The organism is Microcystis flos-aquae FACHB-1344 (assembly GCF_014698375.1).
Taxonomy (GTDB): domain Bacteria; phylum Cyanobacteriota; class Cyanobacteriia; order Cyanobacteriales; family Microcystaceae; genus Microcystis; species Microcystis aeruginosa.
The window spans coordinates 23,674-45,147 of record NZ_JACJSW010000221.1; the positions used below are offsets into that span (position 1 = coordinate 23,674).

A 21,474-nucleotide genomic window follows, 5' to 3' on the forward strand; every position below is an offset into this window, starting at 1 on the left:
TAATTAAGGTTGGCTGAATAAATCTAAAAACCTTGTTGGATAATATCTTTAGGCTTTTTTGAAATCAAAAAGTGCCAGCGATTGGAGTGATTGGGGGGAAAATTCAGGGACTTTTTCCCTAAAAATTAGGTAATTGACTCCCTGAAAATGGGTAAAACCCCACACCCCACACCCCACACCCCACACCCTGCCACCAGGAAAAACTTTTCAGCAAACCCTAATTAAGGTTCTACCCAACGGCCATCGGCTTTAATTAAATTAATCAACTCGCTTACACCTTCACTTTCGGGGACGCGTTTAATTTCCTCGCGACCGCGATAAAGGGAGATATAACCGGCCTGTTTCCCTACATAACCATAGTCTGCGTCGGCCATTTCTCCCGGTCCGTTGACAATACAACCCATAACGGCGATATCGAGTCCGGTGAGGTGTTGAGTCGCTGCGCGCACTTGCTGCAGGACATCTTCTAAATTAAAAAGAGTGCGACCACAGGAAGGACAGGCGACGTATTCGACCATGGTTTTCCGCAGTCCCAGGGCCTGGAGAATGCTGTAACAGACGGGAATTTCCTTTTCGGGAGCTTCCGTCAGAGAAACGCGAATCGTATCACCAATACCGTCCGCTAAGAGAGTGGCAATCCCGGCAGTGGATTTAATTCGTCCGTATTCCCCATCTCCTGCTTCAGTAACACCCAAATGCAGGGGATAATCCATACCCAACTCGTCCATGCGCTTAACCATGAGACGATAGGCGGCTACCATAACTGGCACGCGGGAAGCTTTCAGGGAAATGACCAGATTGCGAAAATCGAGGGATTCGCAGATGCGGATAAATTCTAAAGCCGACTGTACCATTCCTTCGGGGGTGTCGCCGTAGGTAAAGAGCATTCTTTCGGCCAGAGAACCGTGGTTAACGCCGATTCGCATCGCTTTATCTTGATCTCGCAGGGAAACTACTAAAGGTTTCAGAGTTTCGGCTATTTTTTCGCCAATTTCATCAAATTCTGCTTGACTATACTCGCTGCGGTCGGCTTTCGGTTTCTCGAAAACGTACAAACCGGGGTTAATCCGCACTTTATCGACGTGCTTGGCCACTTCTAGGGCGATTTTCATGCCGTTGTGATGTACATCGGCTACTAACGGCACAGGTTGATAGGTGGCGAGCAGTTTTTCCCTAATTTTAGCTAAAGCGGTGGCGTGAACCAGACTCGGCACGGTGACGCGGACAATTTCACAGCCGATTTCATGGAGGCGACGGATACCTGCCACGGAACCATCTATATCAAGGGTATCCTCGTTAATCATCGACTGCACGACCACGGGATGACCACCACCGATGGTAACGCCACCTACCTGGACGGGACGGGTTTTGCGCCGGTGAATCGTGGTGTCGAATTCGGAGGCAGTTGCGGGAGGGTTGAGCGTCGATTCCAAGGTTTGCATAGGACTATCACCAACAATCACTCTCCCTATTCTCTCAAAGAACAGCAACAGATTCTAGCCACTCTAATAAAATTGGGTTAAAACGGTCCGGACATTCATCCTGTAAACAATGACCGGCCCGTTCAAATTCTACATATTTAATCCTAGGATTAAGGGAGACAAAACCCTGGGCTAACTGGACGGGAACCATCCGATCTTGCTTGCCCCAACACAATAAAATCGGGATTTGTAAGCGTGGTAAAATTAACTTTGCCGGTGGACAATATTCGGGATGATTGACAGCTTGTGCTAGGGAAATAAAGGCCTCGGCTGCCCCCTCATCTAGGGTTGGGGCGGCGATAATTTGTACTAATTCGTCGCTGACTGCTTTCTTGTCTTCGTAGGCGATTCCTGTCCATTTTTTCAAGACTTGCGGACGACGCAGATAGTAAAAAATCGGTTTTAATAGCCAAGGAGAAGTGAAAAAGTTTTCGATGGGAGTGACGATATTTAATAACCAATCGGCGATCATTTCCCGCCGACGGCTGACATCGGGTAAACTGAGCATAACTAATCCGGCTACCATTTCTGGGTATTTACCCGCTAGGGCCATACTAACTAAAGAACCGATCGAATTTCCCACTAATACCACCGGTCTATTGATAAAAGTTTGCCAGAAATCGTGTATCTGTTCCACCCAGAGATTAACGGTATAGGGAACCTGTACTTTGCGCGAACCACCAAAACCTAATAAATCTACTGCGTAAACTCGATGATTTTGGCTGAGAATAGGAATATTATGGTGCCAATGTTCGATCGCCGCTCCAAATCCATGCAGTAAAATTAAAGGGGGTTTATCGGCATCTTGGGGGTTTTTTGCCGGCATAAAACTATAACGAATTTGCCAACCGCGCCACACCCAATCCCGTTGATAACCGATGCGTTCTGTCCAAGCTGGTGAAGTTGTCACTTAAGTCAAACAATTAAGAGGTTTTCAGGAAATATTATTCTAAGTAGGTAGGAGTTAAAAATTATCAGATGCCCCCCTTATTAAGGGGGGACTAAGGGGGGATCGGCACCCCCCTTATCAAGGGGGGCAGGGGGGATCGGCACCCCCCTTATCAAGGGGGGCAGGGGGAATCGAACCTAAAATCCATTTTTAATTTAATTATAACCAGCTACTTAGTTTTATTATCGAAAATTTGGGTTAAAACCCCGTCCTTTTAGGACGGCTTTAAGTTACAATGGAAAAAGCGATAACCAAGCTAAAAACTGAACCTTGACCACAGATAGTAGGGGGTTTCGTTCAGAAAAGAAGTCAAATTCGGCCTTGAACGAGTAAAACTTTCTAGGAAATAAGGTTGAACATGAGATTTTTTCGACTTGTTCAAAGTGGCCGGAGGGCATTCGGACACTCAAAACGGACGCGGAGAAAGTGTCAGACTTAAGCAATTAAGCGTTTTTCGGTGAAGCGTCAACCCCGTTCAGCGACCACCCTTAAAAAGTGGCGTGGTGAGGAATCGCCGTCCGTTTTACGGCGGCGAGGATGTCAAACTGGTTTCCCCGTCCCTAACCGGCAGCCGAATAACATCTTTGTACTACTTTTACCACATATATTTAAATCTAGGGTTGATCTAGCCTATGCTAAAAAGAGGGGGATTAAAATCGATCGCTCCTAGACTTTAATTGAAAATTTAGGATATTGCACAGATGGGCAATCTATTTGATGATGTCAGTCGCTTTCTTGAAACCCAACTGGAAGAATTTCTCAGAAGTCATCCCCAATTAGAATTACAGGCGCTGGTGGAACAACTGCGCGAACAGGAGCGCGATACTGCTAAACTGATTAGCGCCCTAGAAAATGAGCGTCAACGTCTCGAACAGCAAATTTTGGCCACTGCCCAAGATATCCAAACTTGGCACGCTAGAATTGATAAGGCTAAGGCCGCTGGACGGCAGGACTTGCTGAAGGCTGCTAGTGAACGCGAGGCGGCCCTATTTCGTCAGGGTAATCAACTTTGGGGACGGATGGAAGGGGTGAAAAAACGTCTGAGTCAATCCCAAGAGTTACTGCAACAGGTCCAACAACGTCGTCAAGAAGTGCAAATTAAATCCGAAAAAGCCCCTAAAAATCAGTCCCGTGACTGGGAAACCACTTTTTGGGATCAACCCCAAGAATCGGACTATCAGCGCTCGAACTACGATAATCTCGATCTAAAATTTAAAGAATGGGAAATGGAAGAAGAATTGAAAAAATTAAAGCGAGAAATGGGACGATAATTACTGTTATTAGGGGAACTGGGGAACTGGGGAACTGGGGAAGTGGGGAAGTGGGGAAGTGGGGGAATTTCAACTAAAACCCTAAAACCCTAAAACCCCAACACCCCAACACCCCAACACCCCAACACCCTAAAACCCCAAAACCCAACACCTAAAAAATTCCCCAGAATTGTTCCTCTTAGAAAACGATGGCATCTCAAGCACAAAATCCTGAAAATCAACCCTCCTCTACCCTCGAAGAAATCCGGGCTGCTCGTTTAGAAAAAGTGGCAGGATTGCAAAAAGCTGGCTTAAATCCCTACGCTTACCAGTGGAAATCCACCGCTCACGCTCAACAATTACAAGAGCAGTACGCTGACTTAGCACCGGGGGAAGAAATTAGCACAGAAGTAGCAATTGCTGGTCGGATTATTGCCCGAAGAATTATGGGTAAACTAGCCTTTTTTAACCTGCAAGATGAAACGGGAACGATTCAATTATACCTCGATAAAAAACGCATTAGTGAAACCATGGCCGCCGTGCCGAATGCCTTTAACACGGTGATTAAACTGACCGATACAGGTGATATTTTAGGGGCAAAAGGCACAATTAAACGCACAGAACGCGGCGAATTATCTATCTATGTTAACGAGTACGAAATTCTCACCAAATCCCTCTTACCTCTACCAGATAAATGGCACGGTTTAACCGATGTAGAAAAACGTTATCGACAAAGATATGTAGATTTAATTGTTAATCCGGAAGTGCGACAAACTTTTCGCCGTCGCGCCCAAATTACCGCTGCCATTCGCAGATATTTAGACCAAGAAGGTTTTATTGAAATTGAAACTCCCGTGCTACAAAGTGAAGCGGGAGGAGCCGATGCTAGACCGTTTATCACCTATCATAATACGCTGGAGATGGAGTTATATCTCCGCATTGCCACCGAGTTACATCTAAAAAGATTAATAGTGGGTGGTTTTGAAAAAGTCTTCGAGTTAGGCAGAATTTTTCGCAATGAAGGGGTTTCTACTAAACATAACCCCGAGTTTACTTCCATCGAAATCTATCAGGCCTACGCCGATTATTATGACATGATGGAGTTAACCGAAAACATTATTGTTAACGTTGCACAAGATGTTTTAGGTACGCTGAAAATCACCTATCAAGACAGGGAAATTGACCTAACTCCTCCTTGGCGACGAGTGACCATGCACGAATTAGTCCAAGAAATAACTGGGGTTGACTTGAATAGTTTTGAGGATTTCGAGTCGGCTCGTATTGCCGCAGAAAATGCCGGCATTGGCGTTCCAGAGGACTGTAAAACCATCGGTAAGCTCCTAAATGAAGCTTTTGAACAAAAAGTCGAAGAAACCCTAATACAGCCCACTTTTGTGCTAGATTTTCCCGTGGAAATTTCGCCTTTAGCTAAACCCCATCGCTCAAAAACTGACCTCGTGGAAAGATTTGAATTATATGTGGTTGGACGGGAATTAGCTAATAGTTTTTCTGAGTTAACCGATCCCATCGATCAACGGCAAAGATTAGAAGCACAGGCACTCAAAAAAGCGGCTGGCGATTTGGAAGCGCAGGGAGTTGATGAGGACTTTTTAACCGCTTTAGAATACGGAATGCCCCCCACGGGAGGCTTAGGAATTGGCATCGATCGCCTGATCATGTTATTAACCGATTCTGCCAGTATTCGCGATGTGATTGCTTTCCCCTTATTAAAAAGTCAAAGTACAGCGATTAAATCTTTTGACTACGATCAGGAAAAAAAAATTCTGAAAGTGGAATTTAATCACGGTGGTATCTATCTTTATCATGATCTACCTTTGGCAGTATATAAAGATTTTCAGTCCGCACCATCGAAAGGACAGTTTTTTGTCGGACAAATTCGCGATAAATACAGTTTTGACAAGGAATTGTAAAAGTTAGGGTCACTTCAGTTAAGTAGATAGGTGTTAAAAGTTGTCAGACACCCCCCTTATCAAGGGGCAGGGTAGGGTTGATTCATGAATCAACCCTACTATGAATCAACCCTAGGGGCAGTGGGGATCAGAGGCAAAATCCATCTTCAATTTAATTATAACTACTTACTTATCAGTTATCAGTTATAATTCATGATCCCTTTTTACCTTTTACTTCCTGCCAAGTGTTACCGACTCCCTGTAAAACCCCGCGAACTACTAAACCAATACCGCGACCGATAACTTGGATAAGAATATAGACTACTCCCTTACCCACCACCCGAAAAAAAGCGCGTAAACGAGGAGATAAAGAGTCTCTTAATTCTAAGGCGATCGAAACTAACCAGGGTATGCCTGTTAAACTATTTAATTCTTCCTGTCGGGGGGAATAAATGGCTAGAGATTGGATTTCTCCCTCGCTATAGTGAAATAATTGATATTGACTTTCAAATATATCTTTGGGGTCTTGCCAATATTTTTGCCGTCGGTATTTCCAAGATAATTCATTGCGGATTTTAGCTAATTTTCTGGCGATGAGAAATTCTGAACGGTAAAGTTTTTGTTTGACTCTTTCGGATTCCGAGAAGTTATTGAGAATAATTACCGTCACTGCATTGGCAATATTATGAATGAGATTTTGCAGGAGAATTTCGGCTCTGGCGATGGTTTCAGGAGCATTAGCTCGGTATCCTACTCCGTCAATAGTTAGACTATTTTCGTACAATAAATAGGAAAATAAGTCAAGAGTAAAAGGAATTTTATTGAGGATTTCTGTTTGAATTGTCTCTCTTTCTTCCAGAATAATTTCGTTAAGTCTGCCTTTACTAATTTCGTCAGAAACCGAGGCATTAATTTCTAAAAATTTACGCGTAACTTTCTCCCATATATCGTAAATAATCAGATTTAAGCGACTGGTTAATTCCCCGCTGCTAATCTGTAAATATCTCATCTCATCGACATTTTTACGAATTTCATCGAGAACTAAATACAATAATTCCCGTTGCCGATTATCCTGTAAAACATCAATTTCAAAACTAATCTTTGTTCTATTAATTAAAGGGGAGCGAATGACCGCTAAAGTGGACTCAAAAACCGCCGAAACACACAGGGGACGCTCGCGGCTTAAAATTGGTAATTCCCGATCGATATTGTTAATTATTACCGAGGGTGTGACTGAAGCTGAATTGTAATAGCTCCCTTCGAGGGGAATTAGTTTTCTCACTAGCCATAGGGCTGCTAAAAGTTCTCGTTTTCTCCCCTGCCAATAAAAGCGATCAAAGCCGGATAAAGACTGTTGATTGAGGTGGAGATCAATTAAATGTAATTCACTTTCGATGCGATTTAATCCCGTTTTTCCGGCAGTGATTAACCAATGGCTAGGAGCTAAACTTGGACGGGTAGCAATGGTGAGAGCAGAAGGGGCAACATCGTGGGTTTCATCCCGGGAAATTTGTCCCAAAATAGTGATAAATTGCTCTAGGTTTGTGCCTTTGGGAATATAACCGGCGATACCTAATTCTCTGGCGATTAGTTGCTGTCGGGAATCGAGAGGAAAGGTTAATAGAACAATTTTACTTTCGGGATAGCGAGAGTGGAGAATTTCACAGTAAGACCAATCAAAGAGAGGATCGATAAGGATAATTTCGGGGGCCGGATTAAGAGTCAAAGCGAAAATTGTTTCTAAATCCCCTTCGGTGACGATACTAATATTTTCTATCTGCGACAAGGCCTGCACCAGACCCAAGCGGAAAATCGGGTCATTATCGATGATAATTAAGGTGAGAGGGCGATCAATCACAAGAGTTGCAGCCTGTCAACGGATACTATTCACAGAGGCAATTATACAGTTATCTGGCTCATTGGTTTTGTTTATAGCCATAGAAATCGATGCGATAATCGGTAATTTTTACCCCCGTCGATGCCTCGACCTGTTTAATTAATTCCGGGGGAAGTTGGATATGCACATCGATAATTTGTTGACTGTCCAGACAATTGACGTGACTGTGAGAATCGCTGATGTTACCGTAGAGTCTGCCGTCCCAGCGTTCCACAGATTCGATAATGCCTTGACCCGATAGGGCTTCTAGGTTTTGGTACACTGAGGTATGACCGATGTTTTTTCCTTGCAGATTGAGGCGATCATAAATTTCTCTCGCTGATAGGTGTTCCTGCGCTTGCCACAGCAATTCTAAAATATAGCGACGCTGACGACTAACCCGCATTCCTAAAGTTTGACACCTTTCGATCGCATCTTCTAAACACCGGATCGGTTTTTGTTTTACCTCCAAATTGTCCATAGTTGTATCCGTTGACCTCCGCCCTAATACATAGTCATTACCAGTTTAGCTTAGTCTTTCGATCGATGTCCACATTGCGCCAGTTTTTATCGTTTTGGGGAGACAGGAGACAGTTATCAGTTATCAGTTACCAGTTATCAGTTACCAGTTATCAGTGGGTAAGTTAAGCTGTTGACTATCTAAATTACTCGTTAAGACTGTCTATGAGCGCCGGAGCAGGAAGAAGGACTCTGACCATTTGTACTAAACTTCTTAACCTACACAATTCTGGCTTTAAGTCAATAGCCTTTACAAAACTTCAAAAATTGCAACATAAAAAAATTTCATCACTGGCGGCTTTTTTTGGGCAAGAGTATCAACACAGTCCCCTGATTGCCTTGGTTTTCCGTTGATTTAAAGCTTAAAGGTTAAACTAAGCCCACAGCATACCACGATCATACCATATTATTAAATGTAGGCAACCCCGATTTACAGCCAAATTTTGGCAAATTCTGGGAAAATCAAAATGTTGTAACTTACTTGTTACATTTAACTAATCGCTCCAAATATTTAAATATTTTAATTATTTACCTTAAATTTATAATTTTTACTTATTCTTGAAAGCTGATTAACTAGGGTTTGCTGAAAAAGTTTTTCGTGGGGGTAGGGTGTGGGGTGTGGGGTTTTACCCATTTTCAGATGGTCAATTACCTAATTTTCAGAGAAAAAGTAACTGAATTTTTCCCCGATCACTCCAATGGTCGGCACTTTTTGGGGGGAAAAAGTCTAAAAACCTTATCCAACAAGGTTTTTAGATTTATTCAGCAAACCCTAACTAGGGTTGGGCAAAAAAGCTTGTAAGCTCTATTTAAAGTCAGTCGAATCGCTTAGTATCGGGAGACAGATGTGACTTGTATAGCTTCCCAGTTTTTGAGATTTGAAGACTTTTTAGAAGCATTTTGAAAGCGTCTTAGCCGATGGATTAAATATGAATTATCAGCCATAGAAATCTTCGTCAAGAATCTGTTCTAAGGAAAAAGGGCAGTCTAGGGGATAGGCTTCCTCTGGAGGAATCGCAATTCCAAAGTCAGCCAATTTACTTTCCTTGATGGCAATTTTGCGACCTTTAGGATAGGTTTTATCGATGGCGATTGCTAGATGAGATTTCAAAGAAGGGGTGTTTTCTAGTAAGGCGATAACTCGTTCCCTCTGTTCGACAATGGAGCTATACCAGCTAGATTTCATGCTTTCAGTGGCGGAGGATTGTACTTTTAATTTCAGTAAATGAGCCAGCAAAATCATTAAATTTCCTTCCAAGACATTTTTATCTGATTTACCCAATTCTTTTAACTCCTCAACCAAATGAGATACATCTAATGCCTGAAAATCTCCTTGTTCTAACTGACCTATTGTTGTTATCAGCCATAATTGAAAATCTTGTTCATAGAGTTCTGATTTAGTTATCATAATTGCTTCGATAATAGTTAATCTAGACTGAATTATACTCTATTTTGCGGATTTCGGATGTTTCTAGCGGTAAATATTAAGTTTTACTACAGGATTTAACATCTGCGCCTATGCCCTATTCCCTTATCCTTAGGATAGGCGGTTAAAATACATCTTAGCTTAAGGACTAGAGAATATTATGAGACTAGAAAGAGAAGATTTTGATTGGGCGGTACAACAAAACCTAATTACTGCCAGCCAAGCTGAAAATTTATGGACGGCTTTTTTATCCCGTTATCCCCAAGAAGATGAAGTTAATCGCCCTCGCTTTAATTTTGCTAATGTGGCCTATTATTTTGGGGCATTAATTGTTATCTCCGCCCTGGGGTGGTTGATGAACAAAGCTTGGGAGAGTTTCGGCGGTGCAGGCCTATTTTTTATCGCCCTATTTTATGCAGTTTGTTTTATTTTTGCGGGGAAAAATCTCTATTTTCAGCAAAATCTCAAAATACCAGGCGGCCTTTTATTTACCATGGCAGTGGCAATGAATCCCTTAGCAATCTACGGTTTACAACGCTGGACAGGATACTGGCAAGCAGGAAATATGGCCATTTATCCAGATTTCTATACCTGGACTAAAGGCAGTTGGTTTTTAATGGAATTAGGCACGATTATCGCAGGATTAATAACTTTGCGATTTGTTAAATTTCCTTTCTTAACTGCACCGATCGCCTTGAGTCTGTGGTATATGTCAATGGACTTAACCCCTTTGCTATTTGGAGAGAACGAATATACATGGAGACTGCGACTGTGGGTATCCTTTTGGTTTGGAATTGCCTGTTTAATAACTGCCTATTTAATTGATGTACGTCAGCGTCGCAGTCGGAGAGATTTTGCTTTTTGGCTATACCTATTCGGATTAATTATGTTTTGGTTTAGTCTATCTCTCCTCATCGATGATAATGAAGCGCAACGATTTTTGTACTGTCTAATTAACTTGGGATTGATGTTATTATCCGTCCTGCTAAAAAGAAGATTATTTGTGGTTTTTGGAGGTGTCGGAGTATTTGCTTATCTTTCCTATCTCTCCTATCGTCTCTTTGCCGATTCAATTTTCTTTCCCTTTGCCCTAACCGCCCTAGGACTTGGTATTATCTATATGGGAGTTTTGTATCAGCGTCATTACCCAACCCTGGCTAGATTTATTGAAAGTTATATCCCTCTCGAATGGCGCAATTTATTACCCAAAGATCGATAATTAGGAGAAATGGGGATATGGGGAAATGGGGAGATTCAACTAAAAAACCCCAACACCCCAACACCCGACACCATCTTTTTTACTTTTATGAAAATACTTATCGTTGACGATGAAAAAGAATTAACCGAACCCTTAGAACAAATTCTTGCTCAAGAAGGCTATGACGTTGATATTGCTGATAATGGTCGGACGGGGTTAGAATTGGCACGAGAGAATAATTATGACCTCTTAATTCTCGATTGGATGTTACCCCAGCAATCCGGATTACAAATCTGTCAATATTTACGCAATCAAGGGGACACCACTCCCGTTTTATTTCTAACCGCTAAGGATACCATAGACGATCGAGTGGCGGGATTAGATGCCGGTGCTGATGATTATTTAGTCAAACCCTTTCAACTGCGAGAATTATTAGCGAGAGTCCGCGCTTTATTGCGTCGTTCTCCCAATTTTGAAGCTAGTAATAGCAGTAAACTAAAATCTGCTGATTTAGAACTCGATAGCGAAAATCAAGTGGCCTATCGTCACGGTCGCACGATTAGCTTATCAGCAAAAGAAGTACAATTGTTGACTTTATTTATGACCCATCCGGGTCAACTTCTCACCCATGAACAGATTTATCAGCATCTCTGGTCAGAAGGGGAGCAACCTAATAGTAATGTGGTTCCTGCCCTGATGCGCTTGCTGCGTCGTAAAATCGAAGCGACCGGAGAAACACCTCTAATTAATACTGTCTATGGGAAGGGCTACCGTTTCGGGGAAAATTAGGGAATGCTGAAGGATAATGAGAATACCAACTGATTACCGATTACTGATTACCGATATATGTTATCCTGCCTACAAATTGAAAATTTTACCCTCATCGATCGCTTAGAATTAACTTTCGGGAACGGATTAAATGTACTGACCGGTGAGACGGGGGCAGGAAAATCGATTATATTAGATGCGATCGATATTGTTCTCGGTGGTAAAGTCAATCATCGCGTCATCCGTCAGGGAAGCCAACAATCAACCCTAGAAGCGACTTTTTCTCTGACTCCAGAATTAATTGCTTGGCTAGAAAGTCAGGAAATTGACCCATTAGAGGATAATAGTCTGACCATCAGCCGGGAATTAGTGATTACTAATAATTCCTTGCGTTCTCGTTCTCGGATTAACGGAGTCGTCGCTAATCGCCAACAAATGGCGCAAATAAGAGATTTTTTGGTAGAAATCACCGCTCAAGGTCAAACAGTTCAGTTAATGGACGCTAATCGACAGAGGGAATTATTAGATCTCTACGGGGGTGAATCGCTGCTGCAGCAGCGGGAAAAAGTAGCCACAGCCTACGTTAACTGGCAAGAAAGCAAGAATAGTTTAAATAATAGGTTGCAATCGGAACAAAATCGCCTACAAAGATTAGATTTACTAGAATATCAACTAAAAGAACTAGAATCAGCTAATTTAACTGACGCTGACGAGTTGGAACAGTTGGAACAGGAAAGAAACCGACTCTCCCACGGTGTCGATTTGCAAAATTCCAGCTATCAAGTCTATCAACTACTCTACCAAAATGATCGCGATCAACCGGCCGTCGCTGATTTGTTAGGAAAAGCTGAAAATATCTTGACAAATATGATGGTTTATGATAGGAGTTTAGAGCCAATTTTAGAGATGGTGCGATCGGCATTAAATCAGGTGGTGGAAGCGGGACAGGAAATCAACGTTTATGGGGATAGTCTAGAGGCAGATCCGGAGAGATTGAACGAGATAGAAGAGAGAATTGTCCAACTTAAGCGCATTTGTCGCAAATATGGCCCAAGTTTAGCCGAAGCGCTCGATTATTATCAGAAATTACAGCAGGAATTAGCGGAGTTGACGGGAGAAGGACAATCCATTGAAGAATTAGAAAAAATTTGTCAGCAACAGGAAAACATCTATCGAGAAACTAGCACCCAGTTGACCTTTTTGCGACAACAAACCGCTAGTCAACTAGAAAAACAATTGGTACAGGAATTAAAACCTTTAGCCATGGAAAAGGTGATTTTTGTCTGTCGGATTAACCCGGGTAATCCTAGCAGTCTGGGAGTCGATCAAGTGGTATTTTATTTTAGTCCCAATCCGGGGGAAAAAATCCAACCTTTATCCAGTACCGCTTCCGGAGGAGAAATGAGTCGTTTTCTCCTAGCGTTAAAGTCCTGTTTTTCCCAATCCCAATCGGCAGCAGCAACCCTAATTTTTGATGAAATTGATGCGGGAGTATCGGGAAAAGTTGCCCAAGCAATTGCCGATAAATTAGATCAATTAGGTCAAAAATATCAAGTTTTGTGCGTTACCCATCAACCTTTAGTGGCTGCTTTAGCTGATCACCATTTTCGAGTTTATAAACAAATGATTGCCGAAGATAATCCTACTAATCTCTCGGAAATTCGCACGGTTGTCCGGGTTACTTCTCTCGATAATCGTCAGACGAGAAGGGAAGAATTGGCACAATTAACGGGAGGAAATTCGGCAGCAGATGCCATCGCTTTTGCCGAGTCTTTATTGGAGAAAGCGGCTGCCAAAAAACAGTAAGATTTAACCTTGAAATTGACTGATTAACCAACGTCCCACCTGACTTTGATCCTTGCTGCGTGCCTGTTGTAAAGCTGACTCTAAAACCGCAAGTCTTAAATTAGGTAAAACCTTTGATATATCAATTCTTTTGCTCCCTCGATCGATTATTTCAAAAGCGAATATTTGGGGATAATCGACGTTAACACTCCAGTATTCACTAACTCCTAATTCTTCATAGAGTAAGCGTTTATTACCTAAGTCATCATTAAGGGTAGATTTTGAGATTTCAATGACTAAATCTGGTGGGGGATACTGATTCAAATCAATAATCGAAGTACCGTAGGAAATTAGATTAGCTTTCTCCGCAAAATAATAAGATATATCTGGTTGAACTTCTCGATAACCCGACTTGCGAAAACTGCAATTATCTTTGGCATTAAAGGCCAAATTTTTTAGGGTAGCATAGAGACTAACAGCGAAGATCAAAATAGCATGATCGCTGGCATGATCGTTACCAATAGGAGTCATTTCTAATCGATAATAGCCATTGTAATAATAACTTTTTCCTTGATTTTCTGGGAAGTTGTTAATTGCTTCTAAGTATTCTTCCCAACTGCCTTTAATCCATAAATCTGTCGAGATAGTAGTTTCTAGCTTTTGCATAATCTTAGCCTCAATTTTATGGAGTTAACCTTGAAATTGAGTGATTAACCAACGTCCCACCTGACTTTGATCTCTGGTGCGTGCCTGTTGTAAAGCTGACTCTAAAACCGCGAGTTTTAAATTAGGTAAAACCTTTGATATATCAATTCTTTTGCTCCCTCGATCGATTATTTCAAAGGCGAATATTTGAGGATCATCTACCTTAACACTCCAGTATTCACTAACCCCTAATTCTTCGTAGAGTAAGCGTTTATTACCTAAGTCATCATTGAGGGTAGATTTTGAGATTTCAATGACTAAATCTGGTGGAGGATACTGATTTAAATCAATAATCGAAGTACCGTAGGAAATTAGATTAGCTTTCTCTCCTAGATAGTAAGATATATCTGGCTGCACTTCTCTAATTCCTCTTTTGCGATAGGAACAAGTGGGGAGTCCTTGAAAAGGAATTTCTTTGAGGATAGCGTAGAGACTCACCCCCAAAAAGACAACGTGATGATCTCTAGCGTGTTCAAATCCAATAGGAGTCATTTCTAATCGATAATAGCCATTGTAATAATAACTTTTTCCTTGATTCTCTGGGAAGTTTTTAATTGCTTCTAAGTATTCTTCCCAACTAGCTTTAATCCATGAGTCAGTTATCCCCTTAGTTTCTAACTGTTGCATAGTTATCCAGTCCCGCTTTCAACTTTTTCTCTAATTATAGCAACTATTGCTTAAATCAGAACCAGGGAACTGAGCAAGTATAATGATAGAATAGATTAATCGAGGGAAAATTAGCCCAATTATGACCACAACTTATGATTATATAATTATCGGTGGTGGTATCACCGGTTCCGCCTTAAGTTATGAACTAGCTAACCTAGGCAGTCGAGTCCTCTTATTAGAAAAAGAAACCCATCCCCTCAACGCCACTTTCTACAGTTACGGGGGTTTAGCCTATTGGTCAGCTACCACAGAAATCCAGAGAAAATTATATCAAGAAGGTCGAGAAATTCAGCGCAATTTATCGCAGGAATTGGGCATAGATAACGAATACCGGGACATAGAGCTAATTCTCACCGTGAACCCCGAAGATGATCCAGTCGCTGTGGCCGAAAAATTTGCTATCTTTGCTATTACTCCCGAAATTCTCGATCCGCAAGCAGCGATCGCTTTAGAACCTCTATTAAATCTCGCTGCTATCTCCGGAGTTTTACGACTACCCCACGGTCACATTAACGCCGAAAAAACTAATCTTGCCTATCAACAAGCTTTTCTACGTCTGGGAGGCACGATTATTCGGGAAGCTGTCATCGAATTAATTGAAACTGCATCGAGAATTACCGGCGTAAAAACTCCTAAAAATAATTATCATGCTGGGGAAACTATCGTCTGTGCCGGGGGATTAACCCGGTCTTTACTGCAAAAATCTGGTATTGCTGCTCCCGTCTATTTTACCCATGCCCAGGTGATCAAAATTCCCCCCACTGAGATCAAATTAAACACCCTAGTTATGCCCGCAATTCCTGCCAGATTGGTATTAGAGCAAAAAATTACCCAACTAGAAAATCAGGGCATTTGGCAGAGAGAAACCCCAGAAATAATTGCCAGTGTTTTAGAAACGGGGGCGGTACAATTCCGGGATCAAAGTCTTTATCTAGGGCAAATTAGCGCCATTATCACCGATCCAGGCGGGAGTTTAAACCCTCTGGCGGGGGAAAAAGCAATACGCGCCGCCGTGGGGACATTGCTGCCCTCTTTAGCCTCTCTCCCCGGCAGCTGTCATCATTGCCTAGTGGCCTTTGCTCCCTCGGGACGGCCCCTAGTGGGAGCGATCGCCGATAAAGTGGGATTGCAGGTATTTTCTGGCTTTACCAGTACACTCGTATCGGCTCCGCCCCTAGCTCGACGTTTTGCGCGTCATCTGCTGGGGGAAAATGACGAGATAATTAGGGTTTGCTGAAAAAGGTTTTCGTGGGGACAGGGTGTGGCCCCCCCAACCCCCCCGACATCGGGGGGGCAGGTGGGGTGTGGGGTGTAGGTTTTTACCCATTTTCATCTGGTAAATTACCTAATTTTCAGGGAAAAAGTCCAGGAATTTTCCCCCCGATCCCTCCCAGATCTGGGACTTTTTGATTGACCAAAAGTCTAAAAGTCTTACCCAACAAGGTTTTTAGATTTATTTAGCAAACCCTAATTGCTAATTGACAAAAGTTAAGAGAGAAATTAACTGATGGTTGCCATTAATCCTAATCGACTTTTTCCAACTGCCAAAGAATTTGGTTTCCCTCGCGTCTGACCCGGGAGATTACCCAATTTCGCCACGGCCAATGGTCGCCGCGACTGGTAACGGCCCCTGGATTAATATCCATTAAATCGGCCACTTCGGCGCTGGTAATCAAATAACCGCGATTGGCCACTTCATCGGCAATGCGTAGGGTTTCGATGAGATTTCTTAGCTGGTCAACTCTTTCTCCCCGGGGTAATTGGATTTCATCGCCAGCGCTATTAGGTGGTTCATTCATAGTTAGGGTCTGGTCAAAGTTTATTAACAACAAAAATTGTCGGTTGAGGCAAACAAGCAAGCTTCCCCTATCGTTATTCTATCGATTTCATCAATAATAGTCCTGATCAAAACAGTCCTATCCCGTCACATCTTTACTAAAACCCCAAAAACCCCTTGACAAAAAACACAAAATATAGTAGGGAAATCAGGGAAAGTGGTTAGCGGTCACTAGACCTCTTGCAAAAGTCTTAAGTCGATCCTTGTACAGCAACATTTTTGAAGATTATCAACTACTAATAAATAATTAACTGAAAGTCCCTCCCATTATTGTTTCTATCGTTTGTTTTCGGATTTATGCAAGAGGTCTAATAACGTTTGTCTGGATGTTGTTAAATTTTCTCTTGACAAAGGCGGCTTGACAGGATACTATATTCATAATGGAAGATCCGTGCGCCTACAGACCCTCTTTTCAAATGGTCTTAACTATGATTGGTTCATTCAATCAATCTTCATCTCTAATCCACTCTTAACTAGCTCCCTAGTCATAGTTCATCATTCCAATCACTGTCAATGGTGGTGGTGGGTTACTGGACTAGGTAATAGGTGTAGGGGTAATTCATGAATTACCCCTACAATAGACCTCTTGCAAAAGTCTTAAGTCGATCCTTGTACAGCAACATTTTTGAAGATTATCAACTACTAATAAATAATTAACTGAAAGTCCCTCCCATTATTGTTTCTATCGTTTGTTTTCGGATTTATGCAAGAGGTCTACTGATAAGTAGTCGTGCAAAATTAATTTCCTAGTCGAGACAGGAGACAGGAGACAGGAGACGGGATACAGCTATTAGGGATCGGATTTGAGTTTTCAGTTCTCTGTTTGCTCACCACCGCAGAAGTCTGACGGAGTAGTGGCTTAGATGTGTAATTAATTGTGCTTAGATACTTACACTGATAACTGATCACTGATAACTGATAACTGATAACTGATAACTGATCACTGATAACTGAAAATAACTGCTATAAAATTGGACTAGCCTTTTCCCCCAGAAAAAAATTTCTCCATCCATGACCTTAATCCTCTACAACACCCTCAGTCGTCGCGAAGAACCCTTTACCCCCCTCATCCCGGGCATGGTCTCCATGTATTGCTGCGGCATTACCGTCTATGATTATTGCCATTTGGGTCATGCGCGTACCTGTGTGGTTTGGGATGTGGTGCGGCGTTATTTAGAGTATCTCGGTTATCAAGTGCGCTATATTCAGAATTTCACTGATATTGACGATAAAATTCTCAATCGGGCTAAAAATGAACATACCACCATGGCAGCCGTGGCCGAGAAATTTATCGAGGCCTACTTTGAAGATATGGCAAAATTAGGAGTCAGACCGGCGGACGCTTATCCCCGGGCCACTCATACCCTCGACGGCATCAAGCGCCTAGTCTATGAATTAGAACAAAAAGGCTATGCTTACCCCAGCGATGGCGATGTTTACTATTCCGTCCGTCGTTTTTCTGATTATGGCAAACTATCAGGGCGAAAACTGGATGATCTGCAAGCCGGCGCCAGCGGCCGGGTAGAAACCGACGACCCGGAAGCAATTAAGAAACAAGACCCCTTTGATTTTGCCCTCTGGAAAGGGGCAAAATCGGGGGAACCTAGTTGGGATTCTCCCTGGGGTCAAGGTCGTCCGGGGTGGCATATTGAATGTTCGGCCATGGTCAAAGAACAATTGGGAGAAACTATCGATATTCATGTGGGGGGAAGTGATCTAATTTTTCCCCACCACGAAAACGAAATTGCCCAAAGTGAAGCGGCAACAGGTAAACCTCTGGCCCACTATTGGTTACATAATGGCATGGTTAAGGTGGCTGGGGAAAAAATGTCGAAATCCCTCGGTAATTTCATCACTATTCGCGAGTTATTGGCAAAATATGACCCCTTAGCCGTGAGATTATTAATTTTAGGCGCCCAATACCGCAAACCGATTGATTTTTCCGATGAGGGATTGCAGGCGGCCACTAATGGCTGGCATACTTTACAAGAGGGTTTATCCTTTGGTTATAAGCATCTTCAGCAAGATAATCCCGCAATTACTGACCAAGAGCTAGAAAATCGCTTTCAAGAGGCGGTAAATCACGATTTTAACTTTGCCGGTGGTTTAGCGGTGTTATTTGAAATCGCTAAGGAATTACGCAAGGAGGGTAATAATTTAACCCATGCGGGTAAGACGGACAGCAATCTGGCCCAATTAGCGGTAAAATGGCATACTTTGGTGAAATTGTCTAGGGTTTTGGGCTTAGAAATGGCCGCTGACCAGGGAGAAACCCCTGTTTCTGAGGGAATTAGTGCAGCGGATATCGAAAATCTGATCCAACAACGGACAGAGGCAAAAAAAGCGAAAAATTACGCCGAAAGCGATCGCATTCGCGCAGAATTAAAAGCCCAAGGCATTAGTTTAATCGACCAACCCGGGGGAGTCACTAAATGGTTAAGAGAGGGAGACTAGAAATTCTTTAACCACTTCCTCCACCCTACGATCGCGGCCATCCACCTGATAGTTTAATTTCTGCATAGTGCTGGAGGTAATTTTGCCGGTGAGTTTGGCTAAAACCTGTCGCAATTGCGGATATTTTCGCAAACTATCCCGGTTAAAAATCGGTACCGCTTCGTAGGGAGGAAAATAGCGTTGATCATCTTCTAGGATGACTAAATCTAGCACGGGAATTAAGCCATCGGTGGAATTTCCCGCCACTAAATCCACTTGTTTTTCGGCTAAAGCGCGGTACATTAACCCTAAATCCATCACTTTCGGGGGTCCGGCAAAAGTTAGGCCGTAGGTCTTCGCTAATCCCTTGTAACCGTCTTCCCTTTCCAAAAATTCATAACCAAAACCCGCTTGCCAATTGGGGGTATATTTAGCCGCTTGCGAGAGAGTTTTCAGATTGTATTGACTGGCGGTTTCTCCCCGGATAACAATGGCGAAATTATTCTCGAATCCTAAACTGGGAAACACTTCTAGATTAAATTTTTCTGGATAAATCTCTTGCAGCTTTTCAGAGACTAATCGGGCATCGTTAAGGGGTTTTTCTTGCAAAATTCCCGTGAAAGCCGTGCCAGAATACTCCACATAACCGTCGATTTTACCCGCTTTCACCGCTTCATGACAGATCAGAGTACCACCGAGATTAAATTGACGATCAACCCCTAAATTCGTCTCTTTTTCGATTTCCTGTGCCAAAATTTCCCCTAAAATCACCTGTTCAGTAAAATTTTTGGAACCGATCACCACTGTGCCGGGGGATGAATGGAAAATTTGAGTCAAGAGGAAAGATAGCAGGGCCAACCCGATTAAACCTAAGCCCCATTGCCATTTAGAGGGCTTTTTCGGGCGTTGCGAAGGGGAAAAGGTCTTTTCTAGCCAACCGAGACTCCAATCGGCAACAAGGGCTAAAAAAGCGGCAGGAATTGCCCCCGCCAAAATTAACTGATTGTTGACCGTGGCAATACCGCGAAAAATAAACACTCCCAAACCACCGCCACCGATGGCAGCTGCGATCGTGGCCACACCGATAGCAATCACCGTCGCAATTCTCACTCCTGCCAAAATTGTCGCCCTAGCCAGGGGTAATTCGATATAGCGCAGGATTTGACCGTCGGTCATGCCTAGGGATAACCCGGCTAATTTTAATTCGGGATCAACTTTTTTGATGCCCAGATAGGTATTTAAAACAATTGGCAGTAAAGTATAGAGAGTTAGGGCAACAATAGCGGGAATTTTGCCGATTCCTCCCAAAAAAGGCACGGAAATTAAAAAACCAAATAGGGCTAAACTGGGGATAGTCTGTAGGGTGTTAACGATCGCTATAATTGGTGGGGCGAGAATAGCTTGACGACTAATTAAAATACCTAGAGGAATCCCGATTAAGCTACCCATAGCCATGGCTATTCCCGTCAAGAAAAGATGCTCTCCAGTGCGAAAAGCGATTTCCCCCCCATAATCTAGCCAAAAACTATCCATAAACTTCTCTTAAAGCGGCTGCTTCATCCTATTGTGTAGAATAAATGGGATCTATTAGTTCCAGTCTTTATTTAAAGATTCTATCACCATCTTGACATTATTTCCTCGCTAAAGACAAATGACTAACAAATTTAATCCTCGGGCTAAAACTGTTGCCGATTGGGCCTATATCGGTATTGATAAACATTTTCATAAAGTTCTTAAACACGAAGCTGGGGTTTTACTCGATCAGGATACGGAAGAATTACATCAAATTCGTGTGGGAATGCGCCGTCTTCGCAGTACCTTAACCGGTTTTGCCCCCGCTTTAACCATGCCGAAATCTGCCGATCAAAAACGGGTGGGTAATCTGGGCAGAATTTTAGGAGAATTGCGGGATTTAGATGTGTTAAAATCGGCTTTTGTCGGCCATTATCAGCCAATTTTACCACCGAAAGAACAGGATTTACTGAAGAAAGTTTTACAAGTTCTCGAACACCGAAGGGAGAAGGCTTTTGCTAAGGTAGAAAAACTCTTAAAGTCCGATAAATTTCTCAATTTTAAGGCAGATTTTGCCAGTTGGTTGGATAATCCCACCTATCAACCGATTGGAAAATTAGATATTGCCACAGTTTTACCAGACTTATTATTACCGCAAGCGAGTCGCTTTTTACTCCATGAAGGCTGGTTAGTTGGGGTAAATTTAGAGGACTATAAAAGATTACGAGAGTTTTCTAGTCAAGAAATTGATGACTTATTGGAAAAAGAAGGATTATTACTGCACGATCTCCGTAAAGAAGCCAAGCGTTCCCGCTATAATATGGAGTTATTCCCTCAGTTTTATGGCGACAAATATCGAGAGTATCTAGAAGATATTAAAAACCTTCAAAGTATTCTCGGAGAAATGCAGGATTGTTGTGTTCTCTCGGCTTTTCTTAGCCAAATTTTCCCTAATTGTCTTGCCAAGGAAATGCCCACCTTACTAGAAATTTTCCGAAATATCCGTCACCAAAAATGGCAAGAATGGCAACCTCTACAAAAGAAATTCCTTGACGCTGACACCAGAAAAAGTCTGCACCAGACAATTTTACAGCCTATTTTTCGGCCAAATAGTGTAGAATTAGAAACTAATCCAGAATTCTGAGATTAGAAACCG

General features: G+C 42.5%; 17 protein-coding genes. 8 read left to right on the forward strand and 9 right to left on the reverse strand.

All coding sequences use genetic code 11. The features are described from left to right. Positions 1-221 precede the first annotated feature (221 nt). Both ispG and H6G48_RS23750 read right to left on the reverse strand, forming a co-directional pair. Positions 222-1,442, reverse strand: a complete 1,221-nt coding sequence (ispG, locus tag H6G48_RS23745; RefSeq protein ID WP_190723569.1) for a (E)-4-hydroxy-3-methylbut-2-enyl-diphosphate synthase — start codon at positions 1,440-1,442, stop codon at positions 222-224. A 34-nt stretch (positions 1,443-1,476) separates the two neighbouring features. Continuing rightward, positions 1,477-2,391 carry an alpha/beta fold hydrolase gene (locus H6G48_RS23750; protein ID WP_190723571.1) on the reverse strand — a complete coding sequence of 305 codons (915 nt, stop codon included), beginning with the start codon at positions 2,389-2,391 and terminating at the stop codon, positions 1,477-1,479. 740 nt (positions 2,392-3,131) lie between these two features. On the opposite strand from H6G48_RS23750, the gene H6G48_RS23755 reads away from it, so the two are divergent. Together H6G48_RS23755 and lysS are read left to right on the forward strand one after the other, a co-directional pair. Then, positions 3,132-3,701 (forward strand): TIGR04376 family protein, encoded by a 570-nt coding sequence (locus H6G48_RS23755; protein WP_190723573.1) that lies wholly within the window; start codon positions 3,132-3,134, stop codon positions 3,699-3,701. Between the two features lie 188 nt (positions 3,702-3,889). Continuing rightward, positions 3,890-5,611 carry a lysine--tRNA ligase gene (gene lysS / locus H6G48_RS23760; RefSeq protein ID WP_190723575.1) on the forward strand — a complete coding sequence of 574 codons (1,722 nt, stop codon included), beginning with the start codon at positions 3,890-3,892 and terminating at the stop codon, positions 5,609-5,611. A gap of 190 nt (positions 5,612-5,801) precedes the next feature. On the opposite strand, the gene H6G48_RS23765 is transcribed toward lysS, so the two are convergent. From H6G48_RS23765 to H6G48_RS23775, 3 genes are all read right to left on the reverse strand, one after another. Next, the gene (locus tag H6G48_RS23765) at positions 5,802-7,448 is read right to left on the reverse strand and encodes a DUF3685 domain-containing protein (protein ID WP_190723576.1); all 1,647 of its coding nucleotides are present in this window, start codon (positions 7,446-7,448) and stop codon (positions 5,802-5,804) included. Between the two features lie 58 nt (positions 7,449-7,506). Further along, positions 7,507-7,947: a Fur family transcriptional regulator gene (locus H6G48_RS23770; RefSeq protein WP_190723578.1), complete on the reverse strand. Its 441-nt coding sequence runs from the start codon at positions 7,945-7,947 to the stop codon at positions 7,507-7,509. A 975-nt stretch (positions 7,948-8,922) separates the two neighbouring features. Next, positions 8,923-9,393, reverse strand: coding sequence for a DUF29 domain-containing protein (locus H6G48_RS23775; RefSeq protein ID WP_190723580.1), 471 nt, complete (start codon positions 9,391-9,393; stop codon positions 8,923-8,925). 178 nt (positions 9,394-9,571) lie between these two features. On the opposite strand from H6G48_RS23775, the gene H6G48_RS23780 reads away from it, so the two are divergent. The 3 genes from H6G48_RS23780 (at position 9,572) to recN (ending at position 13,183) form a co-directional block, all read left to right on the forward strand. Next, entirely contained in the window at positions 9,572-10,630 is a 1,059-nt protein-coding gene (locus H6G48_RS23780) for a DUF2157 domain-containing protein (RefSeq protein WP_190723582.1), read from the forward strand. Positions 10,631-10,717: 87 nt separating this feature from the next. Beyond that, the gene (gene rppA / locus H6G48_RS23785) at positions 10,718-11,398 is read left to right on the forward strand and encodes a two-component system response regulator RppA (RefSeq protein ID WP_190723584.1); all 681 of its coding nucleotides are present in this window, start codon (positions 10,718-10,720) and stop codon (positions 11,396-11,398) included. A gap of 57 nt (positions 11,399-11,455) precedes the next feature. Beyond that, positions 11,456-13,183, forward strand: coding sequence for a DNA repair protein RecN (gene recN / locus H6G48_RS23790; RefSeq protein ID WP_190723586.1), 1,728 nt, complete (start codon positions 11,456-11,458; stop codon positions 13,181-13,183). A gap of 3 nt (positions 13,184-13,186) precedes the next feature. Here the strand turns inward: recN and H6G48_RS23795 are convergent, their stop codons facing one another. Together H6G48_RS23795 and H6G48_RS23800 are read right to left on the reverse strand one after the other, a co-directional pair. After that, entirely contained in the window at positions 13,187-13,828 is a 642-nt protein-coding gene (locus H6G48_RS23795) for a Uma2 family endonuclease (RefSeq protein ID WP_190723588.1), read from the reverse strand. Between the two features lie 24 nt (positions 13,829-13,852). Continuing rightward, positions 13,853-14,494 carry a Uma2 family endonuclease gene (locus H6G48_RS23800; RefSeq protein WP_190723590.1) on the reverse strand — a complete coding sequence of 214 codons (642 nt, stop codon included), beginning with the start codon at positions 14,492-14,494 and terminating at the stop codon, positions 13,853-13,855. 121 nt (positions 14,495-14,615) lie between these two features. Between H6G48_RS23800 and H6G48_RS23805 the strand changes: the two genes are divergently transcribed. Continuing rightward, positions 14,616-15,773 (forward strand): NAD(P)/FAD-dependent oxidoreductase, encoded by a 1,158-nt coding sequence (locus H6G48_RS23805; RefSeq protein ID WP_190723593.1) that lies wholly within the window; start codon positions 14,616-14,618, stop codon positions 15,771-15,773. Positions 15,774-16,059: 286 nt separating this feature from the next. On the opposite strand, the gene H6G48_RS23810 is transcribed toward H6G48_RS23805, so the two are convergent. Continuing rightward, entirely contained in the window at positions 16,060-16,335 is a 276-nt protein-coding gene (locus H6G48_RS23810) for a hypothetical protein (RefSeq protein ID WP_002768833.1), read from the reverse strand. 1,049 nt (positions 16,336-17,384) lie between these two features. Here H6G48_RS23810 and cysS point away from each other — a divergent pair. Then, positions 17,385-18,827: a cysteine--tRNA ligase gene (gene cysS, locus H6G48_RS23815; protein ID WP_190723595.1), complete on the forward strand. Its 1,443-nt coding sequence runs from the start codon at positions 17,385-17,387 to the stop codon at positions 18,825-18,827. Here cysS and H6G48_RS23820 read toward each other — a convergent pair. Beyond that, on the reverse strand, positions 18,810-20,339 hold the full coding sequence (locus H6G48_RS23820; RefSeq protein WP_190723597.1) for a glycine betaine ABC transporter substrate-binding protein: 1,530 nt from the start codon (positions 20,337-20,339) through the stop codon (positions 18,810-18,812). The two genes, cysS and H6G48_RS23820, sit on opposite strands and share 18 nt — an antisense overlap. Positions 20,340-20,457: 118 nt before the next feature. Here H6G48_RS23820 and H6G48_RS23825 point away from each other — a divergent pair, with 118 nt between their 5' ends. Next, positions 20,458-21,462 (forward strand): CHAD domain-containing protein, encoded by a 1,005-nt coding sequence (locus H6G48_RS23825; RefSeq protein WP_125730289.1) that lies wholly within the window; start codon positions 20,458-20,460, stop codon positions 21,460-21,462. Positions 21,463-21,474 lie beyond the last annotated feature (12 nt).

Coding starts and splice junctions, on each gene's coding strand:
- H6G48_RS23755 (WP_190723573.1), top strand. CDS start 3,132: ATGGGCAATCTATTTGATGATGTCAGTCGCTTTCTTGAAACCCAACTG.
- rppA (WP_190723584.1), top strand. CDS start 10,718: ATGAAAATACTTATCGTTGACGATGAAAAAGAATTAACCGAACCCTTA.
- cysS (WP_190723595.1), top strand. CDS start 17,385: ATGACCTTAATCCTCTACAACACCCTCAGTCGTCGCGAAGAACCCTTT.
- ispG (WP_190723569.1), bottom strand. CDS start 1,442: ATGCAAACCTTGGAATCGACGCTCAACCCTCCCGCAACTGCCTCCGAA.
- H6G48_RS23780 (WP_190723582.1), top strand. CDS start 9,572: ATGAGACTAGAAAGAGAAGATTTTGATTGGGCGGTACAACAAAACCTA.
- H6G48_RS23775 (WP_190723580.1), bottom strand. CDS start 9,393: ATGATAACTAAATCAGAACTCTATGAACAAGATTTTCAATTATGGCTG.
- H6G48_RS23805 (WP_190723593.1), top strand. CDS start 14,616: ATGACCACAACTTATGATTATATAATTATCGGTGGTGGTATCACCGGT.
- H6G48_RS23800 (WP_190723590.1), bottom strand. CDS start 14,494: ATGCAACAGTTAGAAACTAAGGGGATAACTGACTCATGGATTAAAGCT.
- H6G48_RS23770 (WP_190723578.1), bottom strand. CDS start 7,947: ATGGACAATTTGGAGGTAAAACAAAAACCGATCCGGTGTTTAGAAGAT.
- H6G48_RS23795 (WP_190723588.1), bottom strand. CDS start 13,828: ATGCAAAAGCTAGAAACTACTATCTCGACAGATTTATGGATTAAAGGC.
- recN (WP_190723586.1), top strand. CDS start 11,456: ATGTTATCCTGCCTACAAATTGAAAATTTTACCCTCATCGATCGCTTA.
- H6G48_RS23810 (WP_002768833.1), bottom strand. CDS start 16,335: ATGAATGAACCACCTAATAGCGCTGGCGATGAAATCCAATTACCCCGG.
- H6G48_RS23820 (WP_190723597.1), bottom strand. CDS start 20,339: ATGGATAGTTTTTGGCTAGATTATGGGGGGGAAATCGCTTTTCGCACT.
- H6G48_RS23825 (WP_125730289.1), top strand. CDS start 20,458: ATGACTAACAAATTTAATCCTCGGGCTAAAACTGTTGCCGATTGGGCC.
- lysS (WP_190723575.1), top strand. CDS start 3,890: ATGGCATCTCAAGCACAAAATCCTGAAAATCAACCCTCCTCTACCCTC.